Genomic DNA, 26,003 nt, shown 5'->3' with positions numbered 1-26,003 from the left:
GCGTGTCGGTGGTCGCTCCAGATCGCACTTGAAACCTTTTAAAAACTCGGAGGAGACACAATGCGACGGCAAATTTTAACGTCAACGACTGCCCTTGTCCTGTTGCTCGGCGCGGGCAATGCCTATGCCGGAATGGATGAAGCAAAGACCTTTCTCGACAAGGAGATAGGACCTCTTTCGACGCTCTCGCGCGCCGATCAGGAAAAGGAAATGCAGTGGTTCATCGATGCTGCCAAGCCGTTTGCCGGCATGGACATCAAGGTCGTCTCGGAAACCTTGACCACACACCAGTATGAATCGCAGGTGCTGGCGCCTGCCTTCACCGCCATTACCGGCATCAAGGTCACGCATGACGTCATCCAGGAAGGCGACGTCGTAGAGAAGATCCAGACCCAGATGCAGACCGGCCAGAACATCTATGATGGCTGGGTCAACGATTCGGACCTGATCGGTACACACTGGCGCTACCAGCAGGTGCGAAACCTGACTGACTGGATGGCGGGCGAAGGCAAGGACGTCACCGATCCGATGCTCGATGTCGACGACTTCATTGGCACCAAGTTCACCACAGCGCCGGACAAGAAGCTCTACCAGCTTCCCGACCAGCAGTTCGCGAACCTCTACTGGTTCCGTTACGACTGGTTCAACGACGAGAAGAACAAGGCCGACTTCAAGGCGAAATACGGCTACGACCTCGGCGTGCCCGTCAACTGGTCGGCTTATGAGGACATCGCGGAATTCTTCACCGGCCGCGACGTCGGCGGCAAGAAGGTCTATGGCCACATGGACTACGGCAAGAAGGATCCGTCACTCGGCTGGCGGTTTACGGACGCCTGGCTGTCGATGGCCGGCAATGGCGACAAGGGCCTGCCGAACGGCCTGCCGGTCGACGAATGGGGCATCAAGGTGGACGAGAACTCTCGTCCGGTCGGCTCATGCGTGGCGCGCGGTGGCGACACCAACGGCCCGGCGTCGGTCTATGCGATCCAGAAATACCTCGACTGGTTGAAGGCTTATGCGCCGCCGGAGGCGCAAGGCATGACCTTCTCTGAATCAGGCCCGGTTCCGTCGCAAGGCAATGTGGCGCAGCAGATCTTCTGGTACACCGCCTTCACCGCCGACATGGTCAAGCCCGGCCTGCCGGTCATGAACGACGACGGCACGCCGAAGTGGCGCATGGCGCCGTCGCCGCACGGCTCCTACTGGAAGGACGGCATGAAGCTCGGCTACCAGGACGTCGGCTCGTGGACGCTGATGAAGTCGACGCCGACCGACCGCGCCAAGGCCGCCTGGCTCTACGCGCAGTTCGTGATCTCCAAGACCGTGGATGTGAAGAAGAGCCATGTCGGCCTGACCTTCATCCGCGACTCCACGATCCACGACAAGAGCTTCACCGAACGCGCTCCCAAGCTCGGCGGCCTGATCGAGTTCTACCGTTCGCCGGCGCGCGTACAGTGGACGCCGACCGGCACCAACGTTCCCGATTATCCGAAGCTGGCACAGCTCTGGTGGCAGAACATCGGTGACGCCTCGTCGGGCGCCAAGTCGCCGCAGGAGGCCATGAATGGCCTGTGCGCCGATCAGGAGAAGGTTCTGGAGCGCATCGAGAAGTCGGGCGTCCAGGGCGATATCGGTCCGAAGATGGCCGAAGAGCAAGACCTTGCTTACTGGAATGCGGACGCGGTCAAGAAGGGCAACCTCGCACCGCAGCTGAAGCTAGACAACGAGAAGGAAAAGCCGATCACCATCAACTACGACGAGTTGGTCAAGAGCTGGCAGAAGTAAGACGGTCTATGCGGGCGTTCGCGCCCGTGTGAAATTGAGGGAGGCGGCGCGTTGCCGTCTCCCTTCTTTGTGTCAAGGCGGAGGATGCGGGAATGAGCGGTTTTGTGCTGGCAATCGACCAGGGAACGACATCGACGCGGGCGATCCTGTTCGACGGCCAGATGAAGGTTGTGGGCAGCGGGCAGAAGGAGTTCACCCAGCATTATCCGGCCTCGGGCTGGGTCGAGCACGACCCGGAAGAGATCTGGGCAAGCGTGGTGACCACCGTGAAGGCCGCGGTGAAAAAAGCTGGCTGCAATGCGTCGGAGGTGGCCGCCATCGGTATCACCAACCAGCGCGAGACCGTCGTCATCTGGGACAAGGCGACCGGCAAGTCGATCCACAATGCCATCGTCTGGCAAGACCGCCGCACAGCACCGCTGTGCCAGAAGCTGAAGAAGCAGGGGCTGGAGAAGAAATTTACACGCAAGACAGGGCTGCTGCTCGACCCCTATTTCTCTGGCACCAAGATCGCCTGGGTGCTGGACAAGGTGAAGGGCGCGAGGAAACGCGCCGAGAAGGGCGAATTGCTCGCTGGCACCATCGACAGTTTTTTGATCTGGCGGCTGACCGGCGGCAAGGTGCACGCCACCGACGCCACCAACGCCTCACGCACGCTGGTCTACAATATCGAGAAGAATGCCTGGGACGACGAACTGCTTTCTATCCTGCGCATCCCGGCCGCGATGCTGCCGGAGGTCAAAGACTGCGCCGATGATTATGGAATCACAGACAAAAACCTGTTTGGCGCCGAGATAGGAATCCTCGGCGTTGCCGGCGACCAGCACGCCGCGACCATCGGCCAGGCCTGTTTCGAGCCTGGCATGATGAAATCTACTTACGGCACCGGCTGTTTTGCACTGCTCAACACCGGCAGCGATCTGGTGCGTTCGAAGAACCGCCTCTTGACGACCATCGCCTACCGGCTGAACGGCAAGACCACCTATGCGCTGGAAGGCTCGATCTTCATCGCGGGTGCCGCGGTGCAATGGCTGCGCGACGGCATCAAGGTGATCGGCAAGGCCGAGCAGAGCGGCAAGCTGGCTGCCGAGGCCGATCCGACGCAGAACGTCTATCTGGTTCCGGCCTTTGTCGGGCTTGGCGCGCCGCACTGGGATGCCGAGGCGCGCGGCGCCATCTTTGGGTTGACCCGCAATTCCGGTCCGGCCGAGTTCGCCCGGGCGGCTTTGGAATCAGTCGCTTACCAGACCCGCGACCTGCTCGACGCCATGCACAAGGATTGGAAGGGCGCCAAGGCAAAGACGGTGCTCAGGGTCGACGGCGGCATGGTGGCGTCGGACTGGACCATGCAGCGCCTGGCGGACATTCTCGACGCGCCGGTCGATCGGCCGACAATCCTGGAGACGACTGCGCTGGGGGCCGCTTGGCTCGCCGGCTCGAAGGCGGGCGTGTGGCCCGCAGCGAGGGAGTTCGCGAAAAGCTGGGCGCTTGAGCGACGGTTTCAGCCGGAGATGGACGCTTCCAGTCGTGCTGCGAAACTAGCGGGCTGGCGCGATGCCGTGCGCAGGACGCTGAGCGCATAAGGAATGGCCCGCGCCGTTTCTGCCGCGGGCCACTCACACTTGCAGGTCACTCATACACCCACGCATCAGTAAGGCGAACGGCACTCACGACGAGGACCATTGTTCGGCTGGAAGGTGTTGTCAGAAGCGCGGTAGCTCCGATAGTGATCGTAGCACCACTGCACATGGGCATTGCCTTCATAGACGCGGTTGTTCTCGTTGACGATCGCGCCGGTGATCAGGGCGCCAGTCGCGAAGGCGGCCAGCGGGAACCAGTAGTCGCCATGACGGCGATAGCCGCGGCGATATTCACGATAGCCGCGATGGCCATTCCAATACATGTCACCGTTGCGGCTAAAGCTGCGATTGCGCGAGAAATTGCGGTGGAAGGAGCGGTTCCTTCTCCACTCTTGGTACTGCACTGGCTGTACGTCCGGCGTTGCCGCCTGGGATAATGGCACGTAGGCCGGCTGGGCGTTCACCGGCACCACCTCCGCCGCGACGAATGTGGCCGAGAGCGTGGCGGCAAGCAGGCCCGTTGTGATTCTATTCATTGGTATTCTCCTCAAGGGTTTGTCGGGCGTCCCTTTGGAAAAAAACGATAGTGCGTCGGATTTGTTCCCCCATGCTGGCGGCCGCTGCCGGACTGAAATCGAAACTGTCTGGCTGCTCGCCAGAATCCGGGGAACAAGCGGGGGTCAGCGATTTAGGGTAAAGAGCGGGTTTGGAACCCATCTTTTCCGGTTGACCGGTCGCGGCACTCTCCCTATGTTCCGCGCAATTTCGAGGGCGGCCTTTCGAGCCCGCGGGAGCGCGTAGCTCAGCCGGTAGAGCAACTGACTTTTAATCAGTAGGTCATGGGTTCGAATCCCATCGCGCTCACCACTGTCTGAGGACATGCCAGCGCTTTTTGATTTGCCCGTGAATCCGTGCGGCGCGCAACGACCGCTCAGACGCCTGGTGACAGATGCACGTCCAAAACGGCGGCTTTCTTGGCGATCAGTCCTTCCAGATCCGCGTCGGATCGCTTGGTGCCGGTCCGTTGGCGCAGCAACGAGATCACCGCGCTCATCGAAAGCTGGACGGTGCGATCGCTCAGGATAGCGTCCACCGCGCCGGCGACATCCGGGGTCTCCGTCGGTGCTCGCATGATCGGTTCCTTTCTGTTCAAGTCGGCCTCGGCGCCGTCGGCCGGTCCCCGCACGCCCCGGTCGAAGATGACCGCCAGGCCATTCTTCACGGCGAGGGCGGCGACCATGTCGTCGAGGTGGCGATCGGAGAGAGCCGGCTCCGAAGGATCGGGTTTCAGGGTTCGGCGGATCACTCGGGCGGCCTGGTCCGTCGACACAAAGCCAAAGTGCCGTTTTCTGGCCTCGACATATTGTTCGACGATCATGCTCAGACGCCGGGCTGCGATATCCCCGGGTTCCTGCATCTGGACCTCCTTCGGCTGCCTAAGCGCAAGGTCGGCATTACTGACAGGAAATAGGGCGGCTGGTCGAATCAAACAGGGGGAACGGATCGATCATTCCACGCACCTTCCAAAGATTCAGGAACGATCCCGGCCCTGATGCATTTTGGCTCTATGACCAGCTCATTGAGGGACGCCGGGACATGAAGATTGCCCATGTCGCGCCACTTTACGAATCGGTGCCGCCAAGGCTTTACGGGGGTACCGAACGTATCATCTCATATCTTACCGAAGCTCTCGTCGATCTCGGCCACGACGTGACATTGTTCGCCAGCGGTGACACGAAGACTTCCGCCAAACTGGTGGCGTGCCGCGAAAGGGCACTTCGTCTCGATCCGCGTCCGCTGAAGTCCGAGATCGCGGCGCATCTGTCGATGCTCGACGAAGTGAGGAATCGGGCCGACGAGTTTGACGTCGTTCATTTCCATCTCAGCCATTTCCTGCATTTCCCGTTTTTCCGCGATATGCCGCAACGCACGGTGACGACCCCGCATGGCAGGCTGGATTACGCGGACCTCGCGCAAGCCTATGACCGGTTTCCGCGGTTCCCCATGATTTCCATATCCCGCAGCCAGCGGGCGCGGTTCGCATCCGCGAATTGGCTGGCGACAATCCACCACGGCTTGCCGCCTGGGCTTTATGAGCCCGATTTCGAGGCAGGCTCGGACGGTACCTATCTTGCATTTCTCGGCAGAATGTCGCGCGACAAGCGGCCGGACCGGGCGATTGAGATTGCCCGCCGCACCGGTCTGAAACTGAAGCTCGCCGCCAAGATCGGCGATGGCGACCGCGCCTATTTCGAGGAAGTCGTGCAGCCGATGATCGATGGCGACCAGGTCGAGTATGTCGGCGAGATCGGCGAGGACCAGAAGAGCAGATTTCTGGGCAATGCGGCCGCTTTGCTGTTTCCCATCGATTGGCCCGAACCCTTCGGGCTTGCGGTGATCGAAGCCATGGCCTGCGCAACCCCGGTCATGGCCTGGAGTTGCGGGGCCATGCCCGAGATCGTCGACCATGGGGTCACGGGCTTTGTCGTCGAAACCATCGAAGACGCCGTCGCCTCGATGCCGACTCTCCTGCAACTCGACAGGCGACGAATAAGAACGGTCTTCGAAAGGCGGTTTTCCGCCGTCAGAATGGCCAGGGATTACGTCGCGGCCTATTCGCGGCTGAGCGGTGGCCACGAGCAGAGCAGAGCCTCGTAAACCTTCACCGTCCAGAAATCAGCACGGGACAGTCTTCTTGACCATCACCCAACTCGACGAGCGCAAGCTTGATCCTGCAATAGCACTGGCTTCCCTGGACGAAACAGCGCCCAGGGAACCGCATCGGCTTTACGCCCTCAAGCATGGCGATTGCTTTGCCGTCGCCGATGCCTATGGCGACATACGCGGCGCTGGCGACGGCTTCTTTCGTGACGACACGCGTATGCTTTCGGAATTTCGCCTGACCGTTGGCGGGCGGTCGCTGTCCTTGCTTGGCGCATCGCTTAGCCAGGACAACGTCCTGTTCACCAGCAACCTGACCAATCTGCCGATCGAGAGCGCGGCGGGCCGCCAGATCCCGCAGGGCGCGATCCATATCGAGCGGGTCAGGCTTCTGTGGGAGGAAAGGCTATATGAACGCATCACGCTCTCCAACTATAGCCGGGAGCATTCGACGGTCCTGGTGTCGCTACGCTTTGGCGTCGATTTTCGCGACATGTTCGAAGTCCGGGGTTCGACCCGCTCCAAGCGCGGCACGGCGCACACGGCCGAGATCGACCAGAGTTCGGTCGTGCTCCGCTACGAGGGCCTGGACGAAGTGGTGCGGACATCGGCGATCTCGTTTTCACTGCCGCCCGATCAACTGACCTCCGAGCGGGCGGATTTCTTCATTGCCGTCACCAAGCGCAGCCGCCAGACGTTTTACGTGGAGGTGGGGAGCAAGACAGACGCCCAACCGCAAAGTGATCGGTTCCGGGCCGCCGCGGCCCGCGCCCGTTTCGGCATGCGCGCCAAGCGCCGGCATGGGGCGACGCTCCATAGTTCGGGCCGCGTCTTCAATGATTGGATGGAGCGGGCCCGCGCCGATGTGGCGTTGCTCACGACGGAATTGGCGACGGGGCCTTATCCCTATGCCGGCATTCCGTGGTTCTCCACCGCCTTCGGCCGGGACGGCGTGATTTCAGCTCTGCAGATGCTTTGGCTCAATCCCGGCCTCGCCCGTGGCGTGCTTGCGTTTCTCGCACAGCACCAGGCGACCGAGACCTCTCCCTTCAGCGATTCCGAGCCCGGCAAGATCATGCACGAGACCCGCAAGGGCGAGATGGCGGCGCTGAGCGAGTTGCCGTTCGGCCGCTATTATGGCGGCGTCGACACGACGCCTCTCTACATCCATCTCGCCTGCGCCTATGCCGACCGCACGGGAGACACGGATTTCATCGATGGCCTGTGGCCATCGCTGTGCGCCGCCGCCGAGTGGATCGAGACAGCGAGCCGTTCGACGGGGTTCCTCACCTACCAGCGCGCCGCGGAATCCGGCCTTGCCAACCAGGGTTGGAAGGACAGTTTCGATTCCGTCTTCCATGCCGATGGCCGCATTCCGAAAGGACCGATCGCGCTGGTCGAGGTCCAGGGTTACGTCTTTGCCGCGTTCCAGGGGCTGGCAAAGCTGGCACGGCTGCGCGGCGAAGAGGAGCGGGCGGAAAATTGGGAAGTGCTCGCCGATGCGATTCGCCAACACGTCGAACGCCATTTCTGGATCGAAGACCTCGGCTATTATGCGCTGGCGATCGATGGCGACGGCCAACCCTGCAAGGTGCGCACGTCCAACGCCGGCCATCTGCTCTATGTCGGCCTTCCCAATCCGGATCGCGCACGCATTGTCGCCGACCAACTGCTATCGGCTTCGTTCCATTCCGGCTGGGGGTTGAGGACGCTGGCGGACGACGCGATCTTCTTCAATCCGATGTCCTATCACAACGGGTCCATCTGGCCGCACGACACCGCGATCTGCGCCGCCGGATTGGCGCGCTACGGCATCCGCGACAGCGTGGTGCGCTTGATGAGTGGGACCTTCGAATCCGCGGTTCATTTCAACATGCGGCTGCCCGAACTGTTCTGCGGGTTCACGCGCGCGGCCGGCGAAGCGCCGATTGCCTATCCGGTGGCTTGCTTGCCGCAGGCCTGGTCCGCAGGCTCTGCCTTCATGCTCATGCAGGCCTGCCTCGGCCTTCAGATTGACGGTCGGACGAACGAAATTCACGTGACCCAGCCGCGCTTGCCGATCGGCATCGACAATCTCGTCATTCGTCATCTCTCGGTAGGACATGTGGCGGTGGATCTGACGTTTCAACGCGTGGGAGATCGTGTCGGCGCCTTCCTTGCGGATGCGCACGAGGGACTGGTGCCTCTGGTGGTCAGGAGTTGAAAAATCGGAACCATCATGTGTCGGGAACGTTGGACCACCACGCCATGGATGCCGGAGTTCCTGTCGGTGGATTTGCCGCGTCCCATTGAAAGGTAGTCAATTCGAAATGCCCGACAACGGTTCGTATCTAGTCGTTTCTCCGGCCGCAATGTGGCTCTTCATTCTCGCAATTGTCGGTATCTCATGCATCGTGCTTGCGGTGGTAATGGCGCGAGGGCTTCGGGCCAGAGGCGCCAAGCTCGCCCGCCTCGAAGCAGAACCCGTTCGCGGTCCTTTGCCGGAATTCGAAAAGAACGGGCAATCCGCGACCGCCGCGCTCGTCCAGTGGTCGCCGGAAACCTTGCGTCACATTTTGGCGAAGGAACTTCCCGATGCACAGGTGATCGTTGTTTCAAATCGCGAACCCTACATCCACAACCGCAAGGGGGATGATATCCAGCTGGTCGTGCCCGCCAGCGGGCTGGTCTCCGCGCTGGAGCCGATTACGCGCGCCTGCGCCGGCACATGGATCGCCTATGGCGGCGGTTCGGCCGATGCGCTTGTCGTCGACGAAAATGACCGCGTCGAGGTGCCGCCTGAAAATCCTTCCTACACCTTGCGCCGCGTCTGGCTGAGCGAGGAAGAACAGCAAGGCTATTATCTCGGCTTTGCCAATGAAGGGCTTTGGCCGCTGTGCCACATAGCCTTTACCCGGCCGATATTCCGCGCCTCCGACTGGGAAGCCTATGAGGCGGTCAACCGCAAATTCGCCGACACCGTCGTCGCGGAGGCCCGCAACGAGCGGCCCATCGTGCTGGTCCAGGACTATCATTTCGCGCTGTTGCCGCGGATGATCCGGGAGCGCCTGCCGGAAGCGATCATCATCACCTTCTGGCATATTCCGTGGCCGAATTCCGAGGTGTTCAGCATCTGCCCATGGCGAGAGAAGATTCTCGAAGGATTGCTGGGCAGTTCGATCGTCGGCTTTCACACCCAGTTTCATTGCAACAACTTCATCGATAGCGTCGACCGCTTCCTGGAGAGCAGGATCGAGCGCGAGGATTCAGCCATCTCCTATGGCGGCCAGATCAGCCTGGTTCACGCCTATCCGATTTCAATCGAATGGGAGCCGCCGCATCTGAGCAAACTGCCTGCCGTTGCAGAATGTCGCCAACTCATTCGCGAGAGATTCGGCTTGGCCGAAAACGTAAGGCTGTGCGTCGGCGTCGAACGCCTCGACTATACCAAGGGCATCCTCGATCGCCTCAACGCGCTCGACGAGCTGCTGACGCTGCATCCGGAATGGATTGGCAAGGTGGCGTTCCTGCAGATCGCCGCGCCCAGCCGCGGTACCTTGCCCGCCTACCAACAATTGTACGAGGAATGTCTGCGCCATGCCGAGGATCTCAACCAGCGTCATGGTCGTGAAGGCTATACGCCCGTAGTGCTGGTGACCGAACATCACTCGCAAGTACAGGTCTACGAGATTTACCGGGCCGCCGACGTCTGTATGGTCACCAGCCTCCACGACGGCATGAACCTAGTTGCAAAGGAGTTTGTGGCGGCGCGCGAGGACGAACAGGGCGTGCTGCTGCTCAGCATGTTCGCCGGCGCGTCGAAAGAGTTGCTGGAAGCGTTGATCGTCAATCCCTACGACGCGGCGATGATGGGCGATGCCCTGCTGCAGGCCTTGACCATGTCATCGGAAGAGCAACGTCAGCGCATGCGGCGCTTGCGCGAGGTCGTGCGTGAAAACAATGTCTATCGATGGGCGGGCAGCATGCTGTTCGACGCGGCGCGCCTGCGCAAACGCGATGCGGTCGATCGTGCCGTGAACGGTGCCCCCGGTTCTGCTGGCCCCGGTTCTCCTGGCCCCGGTTCGCCTGGCAATGTGATATCGCTGCACGACCGCAAGCGCGTGGCAGCGCTGTGATGTCGACATTGTCAAACTTGACCGAACCCAACGTCCCGCAGGATGCGTGGGCCCTGTTTCTCGATATCGACGGCACTCTTCTCGAACATGCCGCGCATCCCGATGCGGTGGTTGTCGGCGATGAGTTGCGGACGCTGTTGGCACGGCTCGAATTGCAATTGGACGGAGCTCTGGCATTCATCACGGGGCGGTCGATCGCTGCGGTCGACCATCTTTTCCAGCCCCTCAGACTGCGCGCTGCCGGGCTTTACGGCCTTGAGCACAGGCTCACGCGTGATGGCCCGGTCGAGGCGGCGGGAGAGCCGGCCGACATTGCAGCACTAGCCGAGGAAATCGAGGCGGAGCTGGACAATACGGACATCTATATCGAGCGCAAGGGCCCGATTCTGGCAATCCACACACGCGCGGCACCGCAATTGTTGCAGCGCGCCACGCAACTGGTCGAGCAGGCGCTGGACAGGTTGCCCAGGGGATATCGGGTGCTGGCCGGCAATGCCGGCGTCGAATTGATGCCGCTGGAGGCAGCGAAGGGAGCAGCAATCAGGCGCTTCTTGGACCTGCCGGCTTTCGAGGGGAGGCGGCCGGTGTTTCTGGGCGACGACACGTCCGACGAGAATGGTTTCGAGGCCGTCAATGAGATGGACGGCATTTCGATCCGCATCAAACCGCGCGGACCGACCGCCGCACGCCATGCGCTTGCAGGCGTTGGCGAGGCTTTGGCTTGGCTGGGTGCGGTGAGCCAGCGCAATGGGAATGGATCGACAGGTCTGGTCCGTTCCGTTCCTTGAAACAAAGGAGTCGGTGATGACCCAATTCACCAGTCTCATCCGGGAGATCATGCCCACCTGGCTACGCCGGCGGTCGCTCCCGAATGCGTACGAGAGCGAGCCGAGTTTCGATCCGCCACGCCCGCAGGACGCTGACGAGGTCTGGCGCCAGGTTGTCGAAAAGGATCTCTTTGGCGCCAACACGCAGGATTACGCCGAGACCAGGGACAGAAAGACCAGCCGCCACTGAGGGCGGTCAGCCTTCCCCGAAAACCAACGAAACATTGCCGCCGGCGTGACGTTCGAGGCGGCCGGCCAGATCGAGTTCCAGCAGCACCATGAACACCTGGGCGGGATGCAGGCCGGTGTGGCGGATGATTTCGTCGACCGGCACCGGTGTCGGTCCCAGCGCCTCAATCACCTTGGTCCGGTCGCTCTCGCCTGGTGGCGGTGTTGCCGAAAAATCGGGCGGATCTTCAAACGGCGGCAGATCAGGTGCTCGCATGCCGGTCAGCGGAAGGATCGCCCTGGAAACGTCTGAAGCTTCTGTCACCAGCGTGGCGCCGTCCTTGAGCAGGCCGTTGGTACCGGCTGCGCGCGGATCGAGCGGAGAGCCTGGCACGGCAAAGACCAGTCGGCCCATCTCGCCGGCAAGCCTGGCGCTGATCAGCGAGCCTGAGCGCTGCGCCGCCTCGACCACCACCAACCCAAGGGCAGCGCCCGCGACCAGGCGGTTGCGGCGCGGGAAATCCTGGGCGCGCGGCTGCCAGCCGAACGGCATTTCCGAGATGATGGCGCCACGTTCGGCGATGTCATCGCACAGTCCGGCATTTTCGGGCGGGTAGGGCAGGTCGAGGCCTCCGGCAAGAACACCGACCGTCCCGGTCGAGAGGCTGCCCTGATGCGCCGCCGTGTCGATGCCGCGCGCCAGGCCGGAGATGATCCCGTAGCCCTCTCTTCCGAGATCGGCTGCCAGCATGCGCGCCATCTTGATGCCGGCAAGCGATGCGTTGCGGGCGCCGACAATCGCGACCCCCGGCAGCCGGAACACCGCGGCGTTCCCCTTGACCGCCAGCAGCGGCGGCGGATTGTCCATGTTGCGCAGAAGCGGCGGATAGTCTGCCTCGCCGATGCCGACGAAGCGTGCCCCGATCCGCCGCGCGGCCTCCATCTCGGCCTCGGCTTCGGCGATGGAAGGGGTGCGCACGATCCGGTTGGCGCCACCGGAAATCATCAGTTCCGGCAGCATTTCCAACGCGACCTCGGCCGAACCGAAGCGGTTGATCAGGTCGCGAAAGGAGGCCGGCCCGACATTCTGGGTGCGGATCAGCCGCAGCCAGCTCAGCCGCTGGCGATCGGTGAGACGCGGCCCGGTGGCCGGTTCGCTCACCCCTTGGCTCCGATCTTGCCTTCGGTGCCGGCAATCAGCCGCGAAATGTTGGCTCTATGCATGATGAAAACGATGATGCTCATCACCACGAACAGCACCGCAATCCGCGGGGTGCTCATGAAATACAGGGCGATCGGGACGACGACGGCCGCAGCCAGCGCTGCCAGCGAGGAGAAGCGGAAAAGAAAAGCCATCACCAGCCAGGCGACGGCGAAGATCAGTGCCACCTGCCAGGCAAGGCCAACCAGCACTCCGAGATAGGTCGCGACGCCCTTGCCCCCTTTGAACCCCAGCCATGCCGGAAACAGATGGCCCAGAAAGGCGCCAAGGCCAGCCCAGATCGCCGTTTCAGGCGCGAAATGGCCTGCTATCAGCACGGCTGCCGTACCTTTCATCGCATCGAGCAGCAAGGTCGCTGCGGCGAGCCCCTTGTTGCCGGTGCGCAGCACATTGGTGGCGCCGATATTGCCGGAGCCGATATTGCGTACGTCTCCAAGGCCGGCCGCACGGGTGAGCAGCAGGCCGAACGGAATTGAGCCCAGCAAATAACCGAACGCCAACGCCAGGATCAGGCCATAAGTCATTGTTTCCCCCGCATTTTCCACAACCATGCTCGATGCCGCATGGCTACCGCCGGCTCAGGCGGAAAATACTGTGCGGCCCGCCACCAGCGTTTGCAAGACCTTGCCTTGCAGTCGTGCGCCTTCGAAGCAGGTGTTTTTCGAGCGCGAGCGGATGCCGCTTTCACTGACGATCCAGGGTTCGTCGAGGTCGACAATGGCGAGATCGGCTACCGCGCCCGGCTTCAGCGTGCCGCCGGGCAATCCAAACAACCTCGCCGGCGCGGTGGACAAGGTCTCGATCAGCCTGAGCAACGGCACGTCGCCATTGTGGTAGAGGCGCAAGGCCGCGCCCAACAGGGTTTCGAGGCCGATGGCACCGGCTGCCGCGTCGGCGAAGGGCAGCCGCTTGGTGTCGACATCCTGCGGATCATGTGAAGAGACAACGACATCGACCGTTCCGTCCTTCACCGCCTCGATCATCGCCAGCCGGTCCTCTTCGGCGCGCAGCGGCGGCGTCAGGCGGAAGAAGGTGCGGTACTCGCCGACGTCGTTTTCATTGAGCGACAGATTGTGGATCGATACGCCCGATGTCACTGCCGCGCCGTCAGCCTTCGCCCGCGCCACGGCGCTTGCCGCCATTGCCGTCGATATCTTCGCGGCATGGTACGAACCGCGCGTCAGCCGTGCCAGCGCAAGGTCTCGCTCGAGGGGAATGGATTCGGCTTCACGCGGAATGCCGGAGAGACCGAGCCAACTGGCGTACAGGCCCTCATTCATGACGCCCGACGACCCAAGGTCGGCATCCTGCGTTTCATGGACGATGGTGGCGCCGAAATCGCGCGCATAGGTCAGCGCGCGGCGCATCACCAGCGCGCTCGATATGGTATGCCGACCATCGGTGAAGGCGACCGCACCCGCCTCGCGCAGCAGGCCGAACTCCGTCATCTCGCGCCCGTGGAGGCCCTTGGTGATGGCGGCGGCCGGAAAGATGTTGACGACGGCCGTGTCCTTGGCGGTGCGCAGCACGAATTCGACCAGCGCCACATTGTCGATCACCGGGTCGGTGTCGGGCATCATGACGATCGACGTCACCCCGCCGGCGGCAGCGGCGACGCTTGCCGAAGCGATGGTTTCGCGATGCTCGCCGCCCGGCTCGCCGATGAAGACGCGGCCATCGATCAAACCTGGCATGATCGCCTTGCCGGCGCAGTCGATTGCCGTGGCTCCGTCGGGGACGCCCTGGTTCAGAGCCACCTTGCCAGCGGCAACGATTTTCTTGCCATCGACTATGACGGAGCCGACTTCGTCGAGCCCGCGCGAAGGGTCGACGATGCGGGCGCGTTCAAAGACCGTGATGCTCATGCGCCGCGGCCCTCTGGACTGCGCCCCTCTTGGTTGCAACCGTCTTGATTACGACGGGGATCGAGCAGCGCTTCCATCACCGCCATGCGCACGGCGACACCCATTTCCACCTGCTCCTGGATGACGCTTTGCGGGCCGTCGGCGATTTCGGAGGCAATCTCGACACCTCGGTTCATCGGGCCGGGATGCATGACCAGCGCGTCGTCCTTGGCCGCCTTCAGCTTCTCGGCATCGAGGCCGAAATAGCGGAAGTATTCGCGCACCGACGGCACGAAGGCGCCTTCCATGCGCTCGCGCTGCAAGCGCAACATCATCACCACATCCGCGTCCTTCAGGCCTTCCGCCATCGAGCGGCAGACGATCACGCCCATCCTGTCGATGCCCGAGGGCAACAGCGTCGAGGGCGCCACCACCCGCACCTGTGCGCCGAGTGCGTTGAGCAGCATGATATTGGAGCGCGCCACACGCGAATGCAGGATGTCGCCGCAGATCGCCACGATCAGCTTCGACAGCGGACCCTTGGCGCGGCGGATGGTGAGCGCGTCGAGCAGCGCCTGTGTCGGGTGTTCATGCGCGCCATCGCCGGCATTGACCACCGAGCAGCCGACCTTCTGCGCCAGAAGGGCCGCCGCGCCCGCCGACTGATGGCGGATGATCAATATATCGGGCCGCATGGCGTTCAGTGTCATCGCGGTGTCGATGAGCGTTTCGCCCTTCTTTACGGAAGAACTCGCCACCGACATGTTCATGACATCGGCGCCGAGCCGTTTTCCGGCCAGTTCGAAGGACGACTGCGTGCGGGTCGAGGCTTCGTAGAAGAGGTTGATCTGGGTGCGGCCGCGCAATGTCGAGGTCTTTTTCTCGGACTGCCGCGAGATCGCGACCGCCCGATCCGCCCTGTCGAGCAACAGCTCGATGTCGGCGGGCGAAAGATCGCTGATGCCCAGAAGATGGCGGTGAGGATAGAGTGGCAGGGACGAAGCGTCGGTCATCTCAAGGGGCTGCTATAGGGTGCGGATTTCGCGCCCGCAAGCACCCGCGTTGGATTGACGCCGTTCTCCCCGGTATTTTCGTCGCGCGCGCAGCAACGCTTGGCTATATCTAGCCGATGGCCTCGGATTCGAGGCTTCCCGACGATAGGGCCTTTCCAGAAGGATTGGCTAGAAGGATTGGGCGTGACCGACGACGTGACGAACCAGCCGCCGCCGCTGACGGGCGGCAACGCCTGGCGAGGCGATCCGCTGCTGATCCAGCTTGCCGAGCGCTTTTCGGATCCGGTGCGCAAGGATCTCGACGGGCTTGGCCGTTTCGTGCTCACGCAAGAAGCGCAGGAACTGGCGCGTCTCGCCAATGTCGAGACGCCGAAACTCAGGACGCACGATCGCCAGGGACGGCGCATCGACCTGGTCGAATTCCATCCTGCCTACCACGCCTTGATGCGCCGTTCTGTGGCCAACGGTCTGCACTCTTCTATCTGGGAAAATGGCGACGCCGAGATTGGCCGCCGCCATCAAGTGCGGGCCGCCCGTTTCTACCTGACCGCCGAACTCGAGACCGGACACCTTTGCCCCATCACCATGACCAGCGCCTCGCTGGCGGCATTGATGGCCAGCCCAAAACTGTTTCGCGAATGGGCGCCGCGCGTGACGACGCGCAAATACGACCAGAGCCAAAAGCCGCCGGTAGAGAAGACCGGACTGACGCTCGGCATGGGCATGACCGAGAAACAGGGCGGCACGGATGTGCGTGCCAATGTGACCAGGGCCGAACGCGTCGGAAGCGGGTTCTACCGCCTGACGGGACACAAATGGTTCATGTCGGCGCCGATGTCGGATGCCTTCCTGGTGCTGGCGCAGGCGCCGGAGGGGCTGTCGTGCTTCCTGGTGCCACGCGTGCTCGGTGACGGGTCGGGCAATGGCTTTCGCTTCCAGCGGCTGAAGGACAAGCTCGGCAACCGCTCCAACGCGTCTTCCGAAGTCGAGTTCGTCAATGCCATCGGCGAGATGGCCGGCGAGCCCGGCGCCGGCGTCAAGACGATCATGGACATGGTGACGCTGACCCGGCTCGACTGCGCGGTGGCGTCTTCGGCGATCATGCGGGCGGGGCTGGCCGAAGCGATCCATCATGCCCGCCATCGCCAGGTGTTCGGGACCAACCTGATCGAGCAACCGCTTATGCAGCGCGTGCTGGCCGACATGGCGCTCGATGTCGCCGCGGCGACCGCGCTGTCATTCCGGCTGGCGCGTTCCTTCGACGAGGCGGCGAGCGATCGCGGCGAGGCGGCGTTCGCCCGCGCCATGACGCCGGTCGTCAAATACTGGGTCTGCAAGATCGCGCCGCCGCTGCTTTACGAGGCGATGGAGTGCCTTGGCGGCAATGGCTATGTCGAGGAAGCTCCGCTCGCCCGCTATTACCGTGAAGCGCCCGTCAACGCGATCTGGGAAGGATCGGGCAATGTCATGGCGCTCGACGTGCTGCGCGTGCTTGGCCGCGCGCCGGGCCTTTTCGACGAGGTGCTGGGCGGCATCGACCGCGACCTCGGCACCGGCGGGCGCGGCACGATCGGTGTTCTGAAGGCGGCCATGCAGGTCGCTTCGACGGACGAGGGCTCGGCCCGGCTGCTGACGGAACAGCTTGCACTGTCGGCGGCGGCCGCCGAGCTACGCCGGCTGGGGGCAGGGCGGATCGCCGATGCTTTCGTCGAGACGCGGCTCGCGGGCCAATGGCGCAATACCTACGGTATGCTCGATTCGCGTCACGATGCGCGCATGATCATCGATACGCTCTATCCGCCGGTGAATTGACGACGAAGCCATTCATCGTCCGATGACGTAATCTTGGCCGGCGCCGTTAACCTTAACAAATGGTTTCCATTGCGGCGACGAACCGCAAAGCCCACTGTCATTCCTGTCGAAGCAGGAATCACGATGCGACACGTATTGACCTCCTTTCTGTCGGTGCACTGGGCGATCGTTTTCGCTCTGCTCGCGCTGATCTGTATCGATGGAAATCGAGGTGTGGCGGCGGCTCTTGGCGTACTCGGCGTCGCCGTCCAAAGCGCCCGATTGATCAATCTGGAGAACATCGTCGTGGTCGCTCCGCTGGCAACCGCATTGCTGGTCGTGGCGGTGCTGTTCTTCTGGGCCTTTGTCGATACGCTGATCAACGACGCGTCCAGCCCGGGCGCCGACAGCGTCGTTCGCATCGCCTTTATTTCCGCTTCGGGCGTGATGTCGATGATCCTGATCGGCGGCGCGGCCCAAGGCATCGACGGCCTGTTCATGGTGGTGGCCGTGCAATTGGCCGCACTTCTGGCCTCCTATGTCGCGATGCTCGCCGAACGGCGTTCGGTGGCTGCGTTGGATGAGGACGATTTCCACGCCACGGCTCACAGCATGGCAAAGGCCGCGGCGCATAATTCACTGCTCTCCCTGATATCGGGCAGGACCGGGCCGAACGGCAAGGTAGGTCGCTGATGCGCTACATCTTCGCATTGTGGGCGGGCCCGATGGCGCTGTTCTGGGGCTGGTTCTACCTGTCGCTCAACGACATGAATTTCGGCTATGTGATGCTCACCCGGCAGCTGCACGATTTCGTGTTCCAGCTCTATGGCCAGCTGCTCGGCATCGATCCGGCAATCATCCCCGGCATGGTGGCAAAAGCCTGCGTGTTCGATGGCTTGCTGCTTGTTGCGATATGGGTGTTTCGCAGGCGTCGCGAGATTTTGGGCTGGATCAGGCGCCGCTGGACGGGTCCGGTTCCGTTCGATCGGCTGCGTCGAGCGACTGAAGCCGGTCCAAAACTCCCTGCAGAATAAAGGCGGCTGCCGCCGAATCGATCTTGCCGGCGCGCTTGGCGCGCGAGAAGTCCATTTCGATCAGCGTCCGTTCGGCCGCGACCGTCGATAGCCGCTCATCCCAGAACACGAAGGGCAGGTCGCTCAGTTGCGCCATGTTGCGCACGAAGGCGCGCGATTTCTGTGCGCGTGGGCCTTCGGATCCGTCCATGTTGATCGGCAGTCCGATCGCCACCGCGCCGACATTTTCTTTCTCCAGTAAGGCCAAAAGGACGGCGGCGTCGAGCGAGAATTTCTTTCTGAGTATGACCGGGCGGGGATGAGCGAAGGAGAAACCGCGGTCGGAAACCGCGACGCCGATCGTCTTGTCGCCGAGATCGAGCCCCGCCAGGGTCCTGCCGCCGGTGAGCAGTGCCGGCAATTGCTCAATCGTGATGACGGCCAACGGTTTTCTCTCGTCTTTTCGGTAGCACGCGTCTTTTCGGATGCGCAGCGGACACTATACCCTTTGATATCGGGGCTATCGGCGTTCTATCGTCAGGCTCGGCAAAAATCGAGGAAATGCATTCATGAAACTGACCTGGTACGGCCACTCGGCCTTCCGCATCGAAACCAGTGCCGCGAAAATCCTGATCGACCCCTATCTGATCGGCAATCCGTCCTGGACGGGCGGGTGGGAAGAGCCGGCCGAAGGGGTCACGCATGTTCTTTTGACGCACGGGCATAGCGACCACATCAGCGGCGCGCTGGAAGTGCTGGGCAAGAGCGGCGCCCAACTGGTCGCCAATTTCGAGATCTGCATGTACCTCGTCGGCAAGGGCGTCAGCGACAAGAAGATCAATCCCGGCAATATCGGCGGCACGGTCGATTGTGGCCGCTTCACCACCACCTTCGTCCAGGCGCTGCACTCCTCCTCGTTTGGCGAAGACGGCGGCAAGAACGTCTATCTCGGCAATCCGGGCGGACTGGTTCTGCATTTCCCGGAAGACAGGACGCTCTACCACATGGGCGATACCGACATCTTTTCCGACATGGCGCTGATCAACGAACTGCATGAGCCCAAGATCGGCATTGTTCCGATCGGCGACCGCTTCACCATGGGCGGCGCGGTGGCAGCCCTTGCCTGCCGCCGCTTCTTCAAGTTCGACACGGTTGTCCCTTGCCACTTCGGCACGTTTCCAATGATCGATCCGACGGCTGAGAAATTCGAAGCCGGCATGGAAGGATCCGGCGTCAAGGTCGCATTGCCGAAGATTGGTGAAACGATAACCATCTAGAAACAACCAAAACAGAACAAATCCATGGCGTTGGGGCGATCTCTTTGCGTATCGATGGTTGTCGCGGCGTCGCCCGCGCTCGCCGCCGATGAATTCATCGAAGGCGCTATCTGCAGTCCGAGGAGCTTTGCGCGCAGGCCAGGAAGGACACGCTGCAGGCGCTGATCGATACCGGCAACATCGTACTTTCGAAGAATGGCCTGCAAGGCGTGGAATACAATGCGAATTCGTTCATGTCAGCAAGGCGACGCGTGTCCTGTCGGTAACGCGGATCAGGCCGACGCACCTCGATCTCGTCTCGGTCCGGCCCATCGACGATGAAAGCGAGGCGAGCGGTAACAGCGGCAGCTATTATCTGTGCGAGGGTGTTGCCCTGCCATGAAGCTGTTTGCCCGATTGTCGGCCGGCGCATGTTGCGCGCCGCGCGCCGCGCCGCTATAGCCCGGACTGGTTTTCCCCGAGGCAAAAGACATGTCCGTTGATGTCAAGACAGTGAAGCGCGTCGCGCATCTCGCCCGCATCGCGGTGAGCGAGGAAGATGCCGAGCGGATGACCGGCGAGTTGAACGCCATACTGGGCTTCGTCGAACAGTTGAGCGAGGTCGATGTTTCCGGCGTCGAACCAATGACCTCGGTGACTCCGATGGAGATGAAGAAGCGCGGGGATGTTGTCACCGACGGCAACAAGGCGGCCGAAATCGTCGCCAACGCACCGGCGACCGACGAGAATTTCTTCCTCGTGCCGAAGGTCGTGGAGTAAGGCGCCGATGGCAATCGAGATCGCCATCGAGACGCCGCTGCAGGATGACGTGCGCGGCCTAGTCAGGGAACTCAACGAAACCTTGCTCGAGTTGACGCCGCAGGAGCATTGCTACCATTTGACGGTCGAGCAGATGGCGGGCCAGGACACGACGGTTTTCATCGCTCGCGACAATGGTATCGCCGTTGGGTGTGGCGCCTTGAAGCGGCATGGTGATGCCACCGGCGAGGTGAAACGCATGTACACGCGGCCGTCGCATCGCGGTCAGCGGATCGGCGCCAGGATTGTCGAACGCGTTGAAGCCTTGGCGCGCGACGAAGGGTTGAAGCGGCTGGTGCTGGAAACCGGCGATCGCCATCCCGCCGCCTGGATCGTCTATGAACGTGCCGGGTTCTCGCGCTGCGGCCCGGTGCTGGATTATCCCGATTCCGAGTGGTCGGTGTTTTACGAAAAGAGCCTTTGATGAGCGACCTGACCCATCTGACGATTTCGCAGGCCCGCGCCAAGCTGCGCGCCAAGGAGATCACCGCCACCGAGATCACCGAGGCCTATCTCTTGGCGATCGATCGCGCCAATCCGGCGCTCAATGCCTATGTCGCGGTGACCGGCGACAAGGCGCGCGACATGGCCAAGACGTCGGACGCCAGGCTGCTCAAGGGCGAGGGCGGTGCGCTGGAAGGCATTCCGCTCGGGATCAAGGATCTGTTCGGTACCGAAGGCGTCCATACCCAAGCCTGCAGCCACGTGCTCGACGGCTTCAAGCCGCGCTACGAATCAACCGTCACGTCCAATCTGTGGGCCGACGGCGCGGTCATGCTGGGCAAGCTCAACATGGACGAATTCGCCATGGGCTCGTCCAACGAAACCTCCTACTATGGCCCGGTCATCAACCCGTGGCGACGTTCGCGCCTCGATACGGTGGTGATGCCGACGACGCATCAGGGTGATGGCGGCTTCGTGTCGGCCAGTGGCACGAAAACCCAGCGCAGCCTCGACAATGCACAGCTGGTGCCGGGCGGCTCTTCCGGCGGTTCGGCGACCGCCGTATCAGCCTTCCTTTGCGCCGGTGCGACGGCGACCGACACCGGCGGCTCGATCCGCCAGCCGGCCGCTTTCACCGGCACGGTCGGCATCAAGCCGACCTATGGCCGCTGCTCGCGCTGGGGCATCGTCGCCTTCGCCTCGTCGCTAGACCAGGCCGGGCCGATCGCCCGCGACGTGCGCGACGCCGCGATCCTGCTCAAGTCGATGGCCTCGGTCGATCCGAAGGACACGACGTCAGTCGACAGGCCGGTGCCGGACTACGAGGCTGCGATCGGCAAGCCGATCAGGGGCATGAAGGTCGGCATTCCCAAGGAATACCGCGTCGAAGGCATGCCGGAGGAGATCGAGGCCCTGTGGCAGAAGGGCATTGCCTGGCTCAGGGATGCCGGCGCCGAGATCGTCGACATCTCCCTGCCGCACACCAAATACGCGCTGCCGGCCTATTACATCGTGGCACCCGCGGAAGCTTCGTCCAATCTCGCCCGCTATGACGGCGTCCGCTACGGCTTGCGAGTGCCGGGCAAGGACATCGTCGAGATGTACGAGAAGACCCGCGCCGCCGGCTTTGGCCGCGAGGTCAAGCGCCGCATCATGATCGGCACCTATGTGCTGTCCGCCGGCTACTACGACGCCTACTATCTGCAGGCTCAGAAGGTGCGCAATCTGATCAAGCGCGACTTCGAAAACGTCTTCGCTGCCGGCGTCGATGTCATCCTGACCCCGGCGACACCGTCCGCCGCCTTCGGCATCGCCGACGAGGACATGGCCGCCGATCCGGTCAAGATGTACCTCAACGACATTTTCACGGTCACCGTGAACATGGCCGGCCTGCCGGGCATCGCCGTGCCCGCCGGGCTCGATCCCAAGGGATTGCCGCTCGGCCTGCAGCTGATCGGCAGGCCGTTCGAGGAAGAGACATTGTTCCAGACCGCTGCCGTCATCGAGCAGGCGGCCGGCACATTCCAGCCGGAGAAGTGGTGGTAAGGATATCGCTCGCCTGACGTATGACCCCGAAATTGCGATCGACTTCCGGGGGCATGCGCAAAACTAAAGCATTGCAGCGTCCTTGGCGCTGTAGGGGTTGAGCGATGTTCTACTATCTCTCCAAGATCTTCTGGTTCTTCATCCAGCCGCTCAACCTGACGATCTTCCTGCTTCTGGCAGGGCTGATCGCCGGGATGCTCGGCCGGCGGCGACTTGCCGTCACCGGCAGCGTGCTGGCGTTTGCGATCCTTGCGCTATCGGCCTGGACGTCGCTGGGCGCCATGATGCTCAATCCGTTGGAAGAACGCTTTCCCAAGCCGCCTTTGCCGGCGAAGGTAGACGGCATCGTTGTGCTCGGCGGCGGCTTCGAGGGCGCTATCAACCTCGCGCGTGGCGGCTATGAATTGAACAGCAGCGGCGATCGCATGGTCGAGACCGCAATCCTCGCCCGGCGCTTCCCGCAGGCCAAAGTGGTGGTGTCAGGCGGAAATGGCTCACTGTTCCTCGACGGCGAAGGTGATGCCGACACCGCGCCGCGCCTGCTCGGCTCGCTCGGCGTTTCGGCAGATCGTCTCGTCCTTGAGGACAAGTCCCGCAACACCTACGAGAATGCGGTCTTCAGCCGCGAACTGGTCAAACCCAAACCGGGCGAAACATGGCTACTGGTGACGTCGGCCTTTCATATGCCGCGCGCCAAGGGGCTATTCGACAAGGCCGGTTTTCCAACCATTCCATGGCCGGTCGACTATCGCACCACGGGGAAGGAAGGCGTCGGCTTCTTTCGCGATAATGCGGCCGATTCGCTTGAGAACACGACCATTGCCGTTCGTGAGTGGATCGGACTTTTCGCCTATTGGCTTTCCGGGCGCATCGATGAGCCGTTTCCGGCTCCGGGCGGCTGACCGATGACGGCGCGCCGCGCCGCCGAGAAGAACTGGCGCCGCACCAGCACGGCGAGCAGCAGAAGCGTCGACAGCACGAACACCACCGGATCAACGAACCAGCCGAGATAGCCGATCGAGAAGAACACGCCGCGCAAGCCCGAGTTGAAATGCTTGCCGGCCAGCATGTTCATTTGCGTCGCGCGCCACACAGCCGTTTGCGTGACCGGATTGCGCGAGGCTTCGCCATGCGGGATCGGCACCGCGCCGATCAGGATCGAACAGTAGTTGAACAGCCTGTAGGCCCAGCCGAATTTGAAGAAGGAAAAGGCTAGGATCAGCACAAGTCCCAGCACCTTGATCTGAAAGGCCGAGCGCGACGGCGCGCCGCCCAAGGGCAGGGTGCTCAACACCTCAAGCACCCGGTCGGACGCGCCAAGCAGGGCGAAACAGCCGCCGAGTGCGATCAGCGAACTGGAGGCGAAGAAGGCGGTTCCTTGCCGCAGGCCGCTCATGATGGCGGTGTCGACGATGCGGATCTCGCGCTCGGCCATAGTGCGCATCCAGGCCTCGCGCTGCGCATTCATGGCGGTCGTCAGCGACATGCGGCTTACCAGCTTGCCGTCGGAAGCGAGCGTGTGCAGCACCCATACGAGGACGAAAAAGCCCAGCGCCGCGAGATCGGCCGTCGAAAGGTAGGAGGAATCGCCCATAGGGTGAATTTATCACATCTTGATCGCTTCGATCGCCCCCGCAGCGTCGGGCAATCAATGTCGCTGCCGGAGCAAACAAGGTCGGCAGGTGCTGCGCCGCGATCGTCAAAAGAGCGGAAACATCCCGGGAATTCCTATATGTAGTCCTCGACGTGATCCAGGAGACAGCGTGTTCCTTTCGGTTTTCGACCTGTTCAAGATCGGCATCGGCCCCTCGAGCTCGCATACGATGGGGCCGATGACGGCTGCGCGGCGCTTCCTCGACGAGGTCGCGGGCGACGACTGGCCGCGCCCCGCCGGCGCCAAGGTCGACCGCATCGGCGCCAGCCTGCATGGCTCGCTCGCCTATACCGGCATCGGCCATGGCAGCGACCGTGCCGTGATTCTCGGCCTTGCCGGTCAGACGCCGCAAACGGTCGACCCTGACCAGGCCGACGGCATCATCAGCCGCATCACCGCCGACAAGCTGGTTTCACCGCCCGGCCACCCATCCTACCATTTCGATCCGGCCACCGATCTGGTACTCGACCGCAAGACACCGCTCACCGGTCATGCCAATGGCATGGCGTTTTATGCCTACGACGCCGTCGGCCGGTTGCTGCTCAAGCGCATCTACTATTCGATCGGCGGTGGCTTCGTGGTTTCGGAGGAAGAGCTGCAGCGGATGAAGGCCAAGGGCTCGGTCACGACCGAGGGCAAGAAAGTGCCGTATCCCTTCAAGAACGCGGTCGAGATGCTGAAGATGGCGGCCAGGAGCGGCCTGTCCATCGCCGACATGAAGCGAACCAACGAGGAGACGCAGATGTCGCGCGAGGCGCTCGACGCCGGTCTCGACGCTATCTGGGACGCGATGAAGGGCTGCATCGACCGCGGCCTGTCGCAGGACGGCATCATGCCGGGCGGGCTGAAGGTGCGGCGACGTGCCAGACAGCTCCATGACAAGCTGCAGGAGCAGTGGCAGCAGAACCGGCCGAATCCGCTGCTAGCCAATGACTGGCTATCGATCTATGCGATGGCCGTAAACGAGGAGAATGCGGCCGGCGGGCGTGTCGTCACCGCGCCGACCAATGGTGCTGCCGGCACGCTGCCGGCGGTGCTGCGCTACTGGTTGCATTTCCATCCCGAGGCGGACCAGCCGAGCATTCGCGACTTCCTGCTGACGGCAGCGGCGGTCGGCGGCATCATCAAGTCCAACGCGTCCATCTCCGGCGCGGAAGTCGGCTGCCAGGGCGAGGTGGGTTCAGCTTCGGCGATGGCGGCCGCCGGCCTGTGCGCCGTCATGGGCGGCACGCCCGAACAGGTCGAGAATGCCGCCGAAATCGCGCTCGAACATCATCTCGGCATGACCTGCGACCCGGTCGGCGGGCTGGTGCAGGTGCCGTGCATCGAGCGCAACGCGCTGGGTGCCGTCAAGGCGGTGACAGCCGCGTCACTGGCCATCAAAGGCGACGGCGTGCATTTCGTGCCGCTCGATGCAGCGATCGAGACCATGCGCCAGACCGGCCTCGACATGAACGAGAAGTACAAGGAAACCAGCCTTGGCGGGCTGGCGGTCAATGTCGTGGAGTGTTGAGGGCTGGCCCAAGCCGGCACTGTGGAGAAGTCCGCCAGGCCGTTGACGTCTCGGCGCCCCGGACTAACCTTGGTGCATGGCTCTCAACCTCCTAAAGCTTTGCGTCGGCTGCGACAGTGTCGAGGATCTCGAAGAGTGGATCGCCTTCCGTCTTGAAGAGCGCCGCCGCGCCGGCGAACCAGCCGAACACTGGCACACCACCCGCATGGTGCCGACACGTGGCGACGAGGTCACCGATGGCGGCTCGCTCTACTGGGTGATCAAGGGCAGCGTGCAATGCCGGCAATTGATCACGGAAATCCGGCCGTTCACCGATGACGACGGCATCGGCCGCTGCCATTTGATGCTCGACCCCGAGGTGGTGCGGACCGACTGGCAGCCGCGCCGCGCCTTCCAGGGCTGGCGTTATCTGAAGCCAGCGGACGTCCCGTCCGATCTCGGCAAGGGCAAGGCGGGATTGGTCGAGATGCCGCCGAAACTCAGGCGCGAGCTGGCCGATCTCGGCTTGCTCTAGACATTGAGTGGAAGGATTGCCTGTTTCTGCCCGGACCTTTCTGGCCCTCAATCTTGCCTGGCGCTGGACTTGCAAGCGACGCGACAACGCCACATCTTGAATCATGCGCGATGAACAACCGTCGAAATCGACACAGGCCGCGGCGTTGAAGACGCAGTTCGCATGATGGTCCTCTTCCAGCCCGGGTAAAGGCCATGATTCTGGCGCAGAAAAAGTGTTGAAGGACATCACGCGGCTGT

General features: G+C 62.6%; 25 protein-coding genes, 1 tRNA gene and 1 pseudogene. 19 read left to right on the top strand and 8 right to left on the bottom strand.

Annotated features, from left to right (window positions below):
- Nucleotides 1-60: 60 nt before the first annotated feature.
- Nucleotides 61-1,785, top strand: coding sequence for an ABC transporter substrate-binding protein (locus LB543_RS04490; RefSeq protein ID WP_224613188.1), 1,725 nt, complete (start codon nt 61-63; stop codon nt 1,783-1,785).
- Between the two features lie 92 nt (nt 1,786-1,877).
- Nucleotides 1,878-3,368, top strand: coding sequence for a glycerol kinase GlpK (gene glpK / locus LB543_RS04485; RefSeq protein ID WP_224613187.1), 1,491 nt, complete (start codon nt 1,878-1,880; stop codon nt 3,366-3,368).
- 65 nt (nt 3,369-3,433) lie between these two features.
- Here glpK and LB543_RS04480 read toward each other — a convergent pair whose 3' ends face one another.
- Nucleotides 3,434-3,901, bottom strand: coding sequence for a BA14K family protein (locus tag LB543_RS04480; protein WP_224613186.1), 468 nt, complete (start codon nt 3,899-3,901; stop codon nt 3,434-3,436).
- 255 nt (nt 3,902-4,156) lie between these two features.
- Here LB543_RS04480 and LB543_RS04475 point away from each other — a divergent pair.
- Nucleotides 4,157-4,232: transfer RNA gene (locus LB543_RS04475), tRNA-Lys, on the top strand.
- 64 nt (nt 4,233-4,296) lie between these two features.
- Here LB543_RS04475 and LB543_RS04470 read toward each other — a convergent pair.
- A complete protein-coding gene (locus tag LB543_RS04470) occupies nt 4,297-4,782 on the bottom strand; it encodes a hypothetical protein (RefSeq protein ID WP_140757621.1) in 486 nt (161 codons plus the stop codon).
- A 179-nt stretch (nt 4,783-4,961) separates the two neighbouring features.
- On the opposite strand from LB543_RS04470, the gene LB543_RS04465 reads away from it, so the two are divergent.
- The 5 genes from LB543_RS04465 (at nt 4,962) to LB543_RS04445 (ending at nt 11,158) form a co-directional block, all read left to right on the top strand.
- Nucleotides 4,962-6,023 carry a glycosyltransferase family 4 protein gene (locus LB543_RS04465; RefSeq protein WP_224613185.1) on the top strand — a complete coding sequence of 354 codons (1,062 nt, stop codon included), beginning with the start codon at nt 4,962-4,964 and terminating at the stop codon, nt 6,021-6,023.
- Nucleotides 6,024-6,066: 43 nt separating this feature from the next.
- A complete protein-coding gene (locus LB543_RS04460) occupies nt 6,067-8,229 on the top strand; it encodes a glycogen debranching N-terminal domain-containing protein (protein WP_224613335.1) in 2,163 nt (720 codons plus the stop codon).
- Nucleotides 8,230-8,335: 106 nt separating this feature from the next.
- Nucleotides 8,336-10,141, top strand: coding sequence for a trehalose-6-phosphate synthase (locus LB543_RS04455; protein ID WP_224613184.1), 1,806 nt, complete (start codon nt 8,336-8,338; stop codon nt 10,139-10,141).
- Nucleotides 10,141-10,929, top strand: a complete 789-nt coding sequence (gene otsB, locus LB543_RS04450) for a trehalose-phosphatase (RefSeq protein WP_224613183.1) — start codon at nt 10,141-10,143, stop codon at nt 10,927-10,929. The genes LB543_RS04455 and otsB overlap by 1 nt, the downstream gene beginning before the upstream one ends.
- A gap of 16 nt (nt 10,930-10,945) precedes the next feature.
- Nucleotides 10,946-11,158, top strand: coding sequence for a hypothetical protein (locus tag LB543_RS04445; protein ID WP_224613182.1), 213 nt, complete (start codon nt 10,946-10,948; stop codon nt 11,156-11,158).
- 6 nt (nt 11,159-11,164) lie between these two features.
- Here the strand turns inward: LB543_RS04445 and dprA are convergent, their stop codons facing one another.
- From dprA to LB543_RS04425, 4 genes are read right to left on the bottom strand one after another with little or no spacing between them, the layout of a single operon-like run.
- On the bottom strand, nt 11,165-12,298 hold the full coding sequence (dprA, locus tag LB543_RS04440) for a DNA-processing protein DprA (protein WP_224590238.1): 1,134 nt from the start codon (nt 12,296-12,298) through the stop codon (nt 11,165-11,167).
- On the bottom strand, nt 12,295-12,882 hold the full coding sequence (plsY, locus tag LB543_RS04435) for a glycerol-3-phosphate 1-O-acyltransferase PlsY (protein ID WP_224590239.1): 588 nt from the start codon (nt 12,880-12,882) through the stop codon (nt 12,295-12,297). The genes dprA and plsY overlap by 4 nt, the downstream gene beginning before the upstream one ends.
- Nucleotides 12,883-12,936: 54 nt before the next feature.
- Nucleotides 12,937-14,223: a dihydroorotase gene (locus LB543_RS04430; protein ID WP_140757493.1), complete on the bottom strand. Its 1,287-nt coding sequence runs from the start codon at nt 14,221-14,223 to the stop codon at nt 12,937-12,939.
- Nucleotides 14,220-15,215 carry an aspartate carbamoyltransferase catalytic subunit gene (locus LB543_RS04425; protein ID WP_224613181.1) on the bottom strand — a complete coding sequence of 332 codons (996 nt, stop codon included), beginning with the start codon at nt 15,213-15,215 and terminating at the stop codon, nt 14,220-14,222. Before LB543_RS04425 ends, LB543_RS04430 begins: the two co-directional genes overlap by 4 nt.
- Before the next feature lie 183 nt (nt 15,216-15,398).
- On the opposite strand from LB543_RS04425, the gene LB543_RS04420 reads away from it, so the two are divergent.
- The 3 genes from LB543_RS04420 (at nt 15,399) to LB543_RS04410 (ending at nt 18,040) form a co-directional block, all read left to right on the top strand.
- Complete coding sequence (locus tag LB543_RS04420) at nt 15,399-17,027, top strand: DNA alkylation response protein (protein ID WP_224613180.1); 1,629 nt, start codon at nt 15,399-15,401, stop codon at nt 17,025-17,027.
- Nucleotides 17,028-17,150: 123 nt separating this feature from the next.
- On the top strand, nt 17,151-17,699 hold the full coding sequence (locus tag LB543_RS04415; protein ID WP_140757490.1) for a hypothetical protein: 549 nt from the start codon (nt 17,151-17,153) through the stop codon (nt 17,697-17,699).
- On the top strand, nt 17,699-18,040 hold the full coding sequence (locus LB543_RS04410) for a DUF6105 family protein (RefSeq protein WP_140757489.1): 342 nt from the start codon (nt 17,699-17,701) through the stop codon (nt 18,038-18,040). Before LB543_RS04415 ends, LB543_RS04410 begins: the two co-directional genes overlap by 1 nt.
- Here LB543_RS04410 and ruvX read toward each other — a convergent pair.
- Entirely contained in the window at nt 17,958-18,464 is a 507-nt protein-coding gene (gene ruvX, locus LB543_RS04405) for a Holliday junction resolvase RuvX (protein WP_224613179.1), read from the bottom strand. The genes LB543_RS04410 and ruvX overlap by 83 nt on opposite strands.
- A gap of 124 nt (nt 18,465-18,588) precedes the next feature.
- On the opposite strand from ruvX, the gene LB543_RS04400 reads away from it, so the two are divergent.
- The 6 genes and pseudogenes from LB543_RS04400 (at nt 18,589) to LB543_RS04375 (ending at nt 22,985) form a co-directional block, all read left to right on the top strand.
- The gene (locus tag LB543_RS04400; RefSeq protein WP_224613178.1) at nt 18,589-19,296 is read left to right on the top strand and encodes a metal-dependent hydrolase; all 708 of its coding nucleotides are present in this window, start codon (nt 18,589-18,591) and stop codon (nt 19,294-19,296) included.
- Nucleotides 19,297-19,320: 24 nt separating this feature from the next.
- Nucleotides 19,321-19,678: pseudogene (locus tag LB543_RS04395) on the top strand (hypothetical protein).
- An 89-nt stretch (nt 19,679-19,767) separates the two neighbouring features.
- Nucleotides 19,768-20,055, top strand: coding sequence for an Asp-tRNA(Asn)/Glu-tRNA(Gln) amidotransferase subunit GatC (gene gatC / locus LB543_RS04390; RefSeq protein ID WP_224613177.1), 288 nt, complete (start codon nt 19,768-19,770; stop codon nt 20,053-20,055).
- Nucleotides 20,056-20,062: 7 nt separating this feature from the next.
- The gene (locus tag LB543_RS04385) at nt 20,063-20,518 is read left to right on the top strand and encodes a GNAT family N-acetyltransferase (RefSeq protein ID WP_224613176.1); all 456 of its coding nucleotides are present in this window, start codon (nt 20,063-20,065) and stop codon (nt 20,516-20,518) included.
- Nucleotides 20,518-22,083: an amidase gene (locus tag LB543_RS04380; RefSeq protein WP_224613175.1), complete on the top strand. Its 1,566-nt coding sequence runs from the start codon at nt 20,518-20,520 to the stop codon at nt 22,081-22,083. The genes LB543_RS04385 and LB543_RS04380 overlap by 1 nt, the downstream gene beginning before the upstream one ends.
- Nucleotides 22,084-22,187: 104 nt before the next feature.
- Nucleotides 22,188-22,985, top strand: a complete 798-nt coding sequence (locus tag LB543_RS04375; protein ID WP_224613174.1) for a YdcF family protein — start codon at nt 22,188-22,190, stop codon at nt 22,983-22,985.
- Here LB543_RS04375 and LB543_RS04370 read toward each other — a convergent pair.
- Nucleotides 22,934-23,677: a DUF599 domain-containing protein gene (locus LB543_RS04370; RefSeq protein WP_224613173.1), complete on the bottom strand. Its 744-nt coding sequence runs from the start codon at nt 23,675-23,677 to the stop codon at nt 22,934-22,936. The genes LB543_RS04375 and LB543_RS04370 overlap by 52 nt on opposite strands.
- Nucleotides 23,678-23,846: 169 nt before the next feature.
- Between LB543_RS04370 and LB543_RS04365 the strand changes: the two genes are divergently transcribed.
- Both LB543_RS04365 and LB543_RS04360 read left to right on the top strand, forming a co-directional pair.
- Nucleotides 23,847-25,250 (top strand): L-serine ammonia-lyase, encoded by a 1,404-nt coding sequence (locus LB543_RS04365; protein WP_140757481.1) that lies wholly within the window; start codon nt 23,847-23,849, stop codon nt 25,248-25,250.
- A 76-nt stretch (nt 25,251-25,326) separates the two neighbouring features.
- Nucleotides 25,327-25,764 carry a DUF1489 family protein gene (locus LB543_RS04360; protein ID WP_224613172.1) on the top strand — a complete coding sequence of 146 codons (438 nt, stop codon included), beginning with the start codon at nt 25,327-25,329 and terminating at the stop codon, nt 25,762-25,764.
- Nucleotides 25,765-26,003: the final 239 nt, after the last annotated feature.

The organism is Mesorhizobium sp. ESP7-2 (assembly GCF_020164715.1).
Lineage (GTDB): Bacteria > Pseudomonadota > Alphaproteobacteria > Rhizobiales > Rhizobiaceae > Mesorhizobium.
This window is presented reverse-complemented; position numbering and strand designations above follow the sequence as displayed.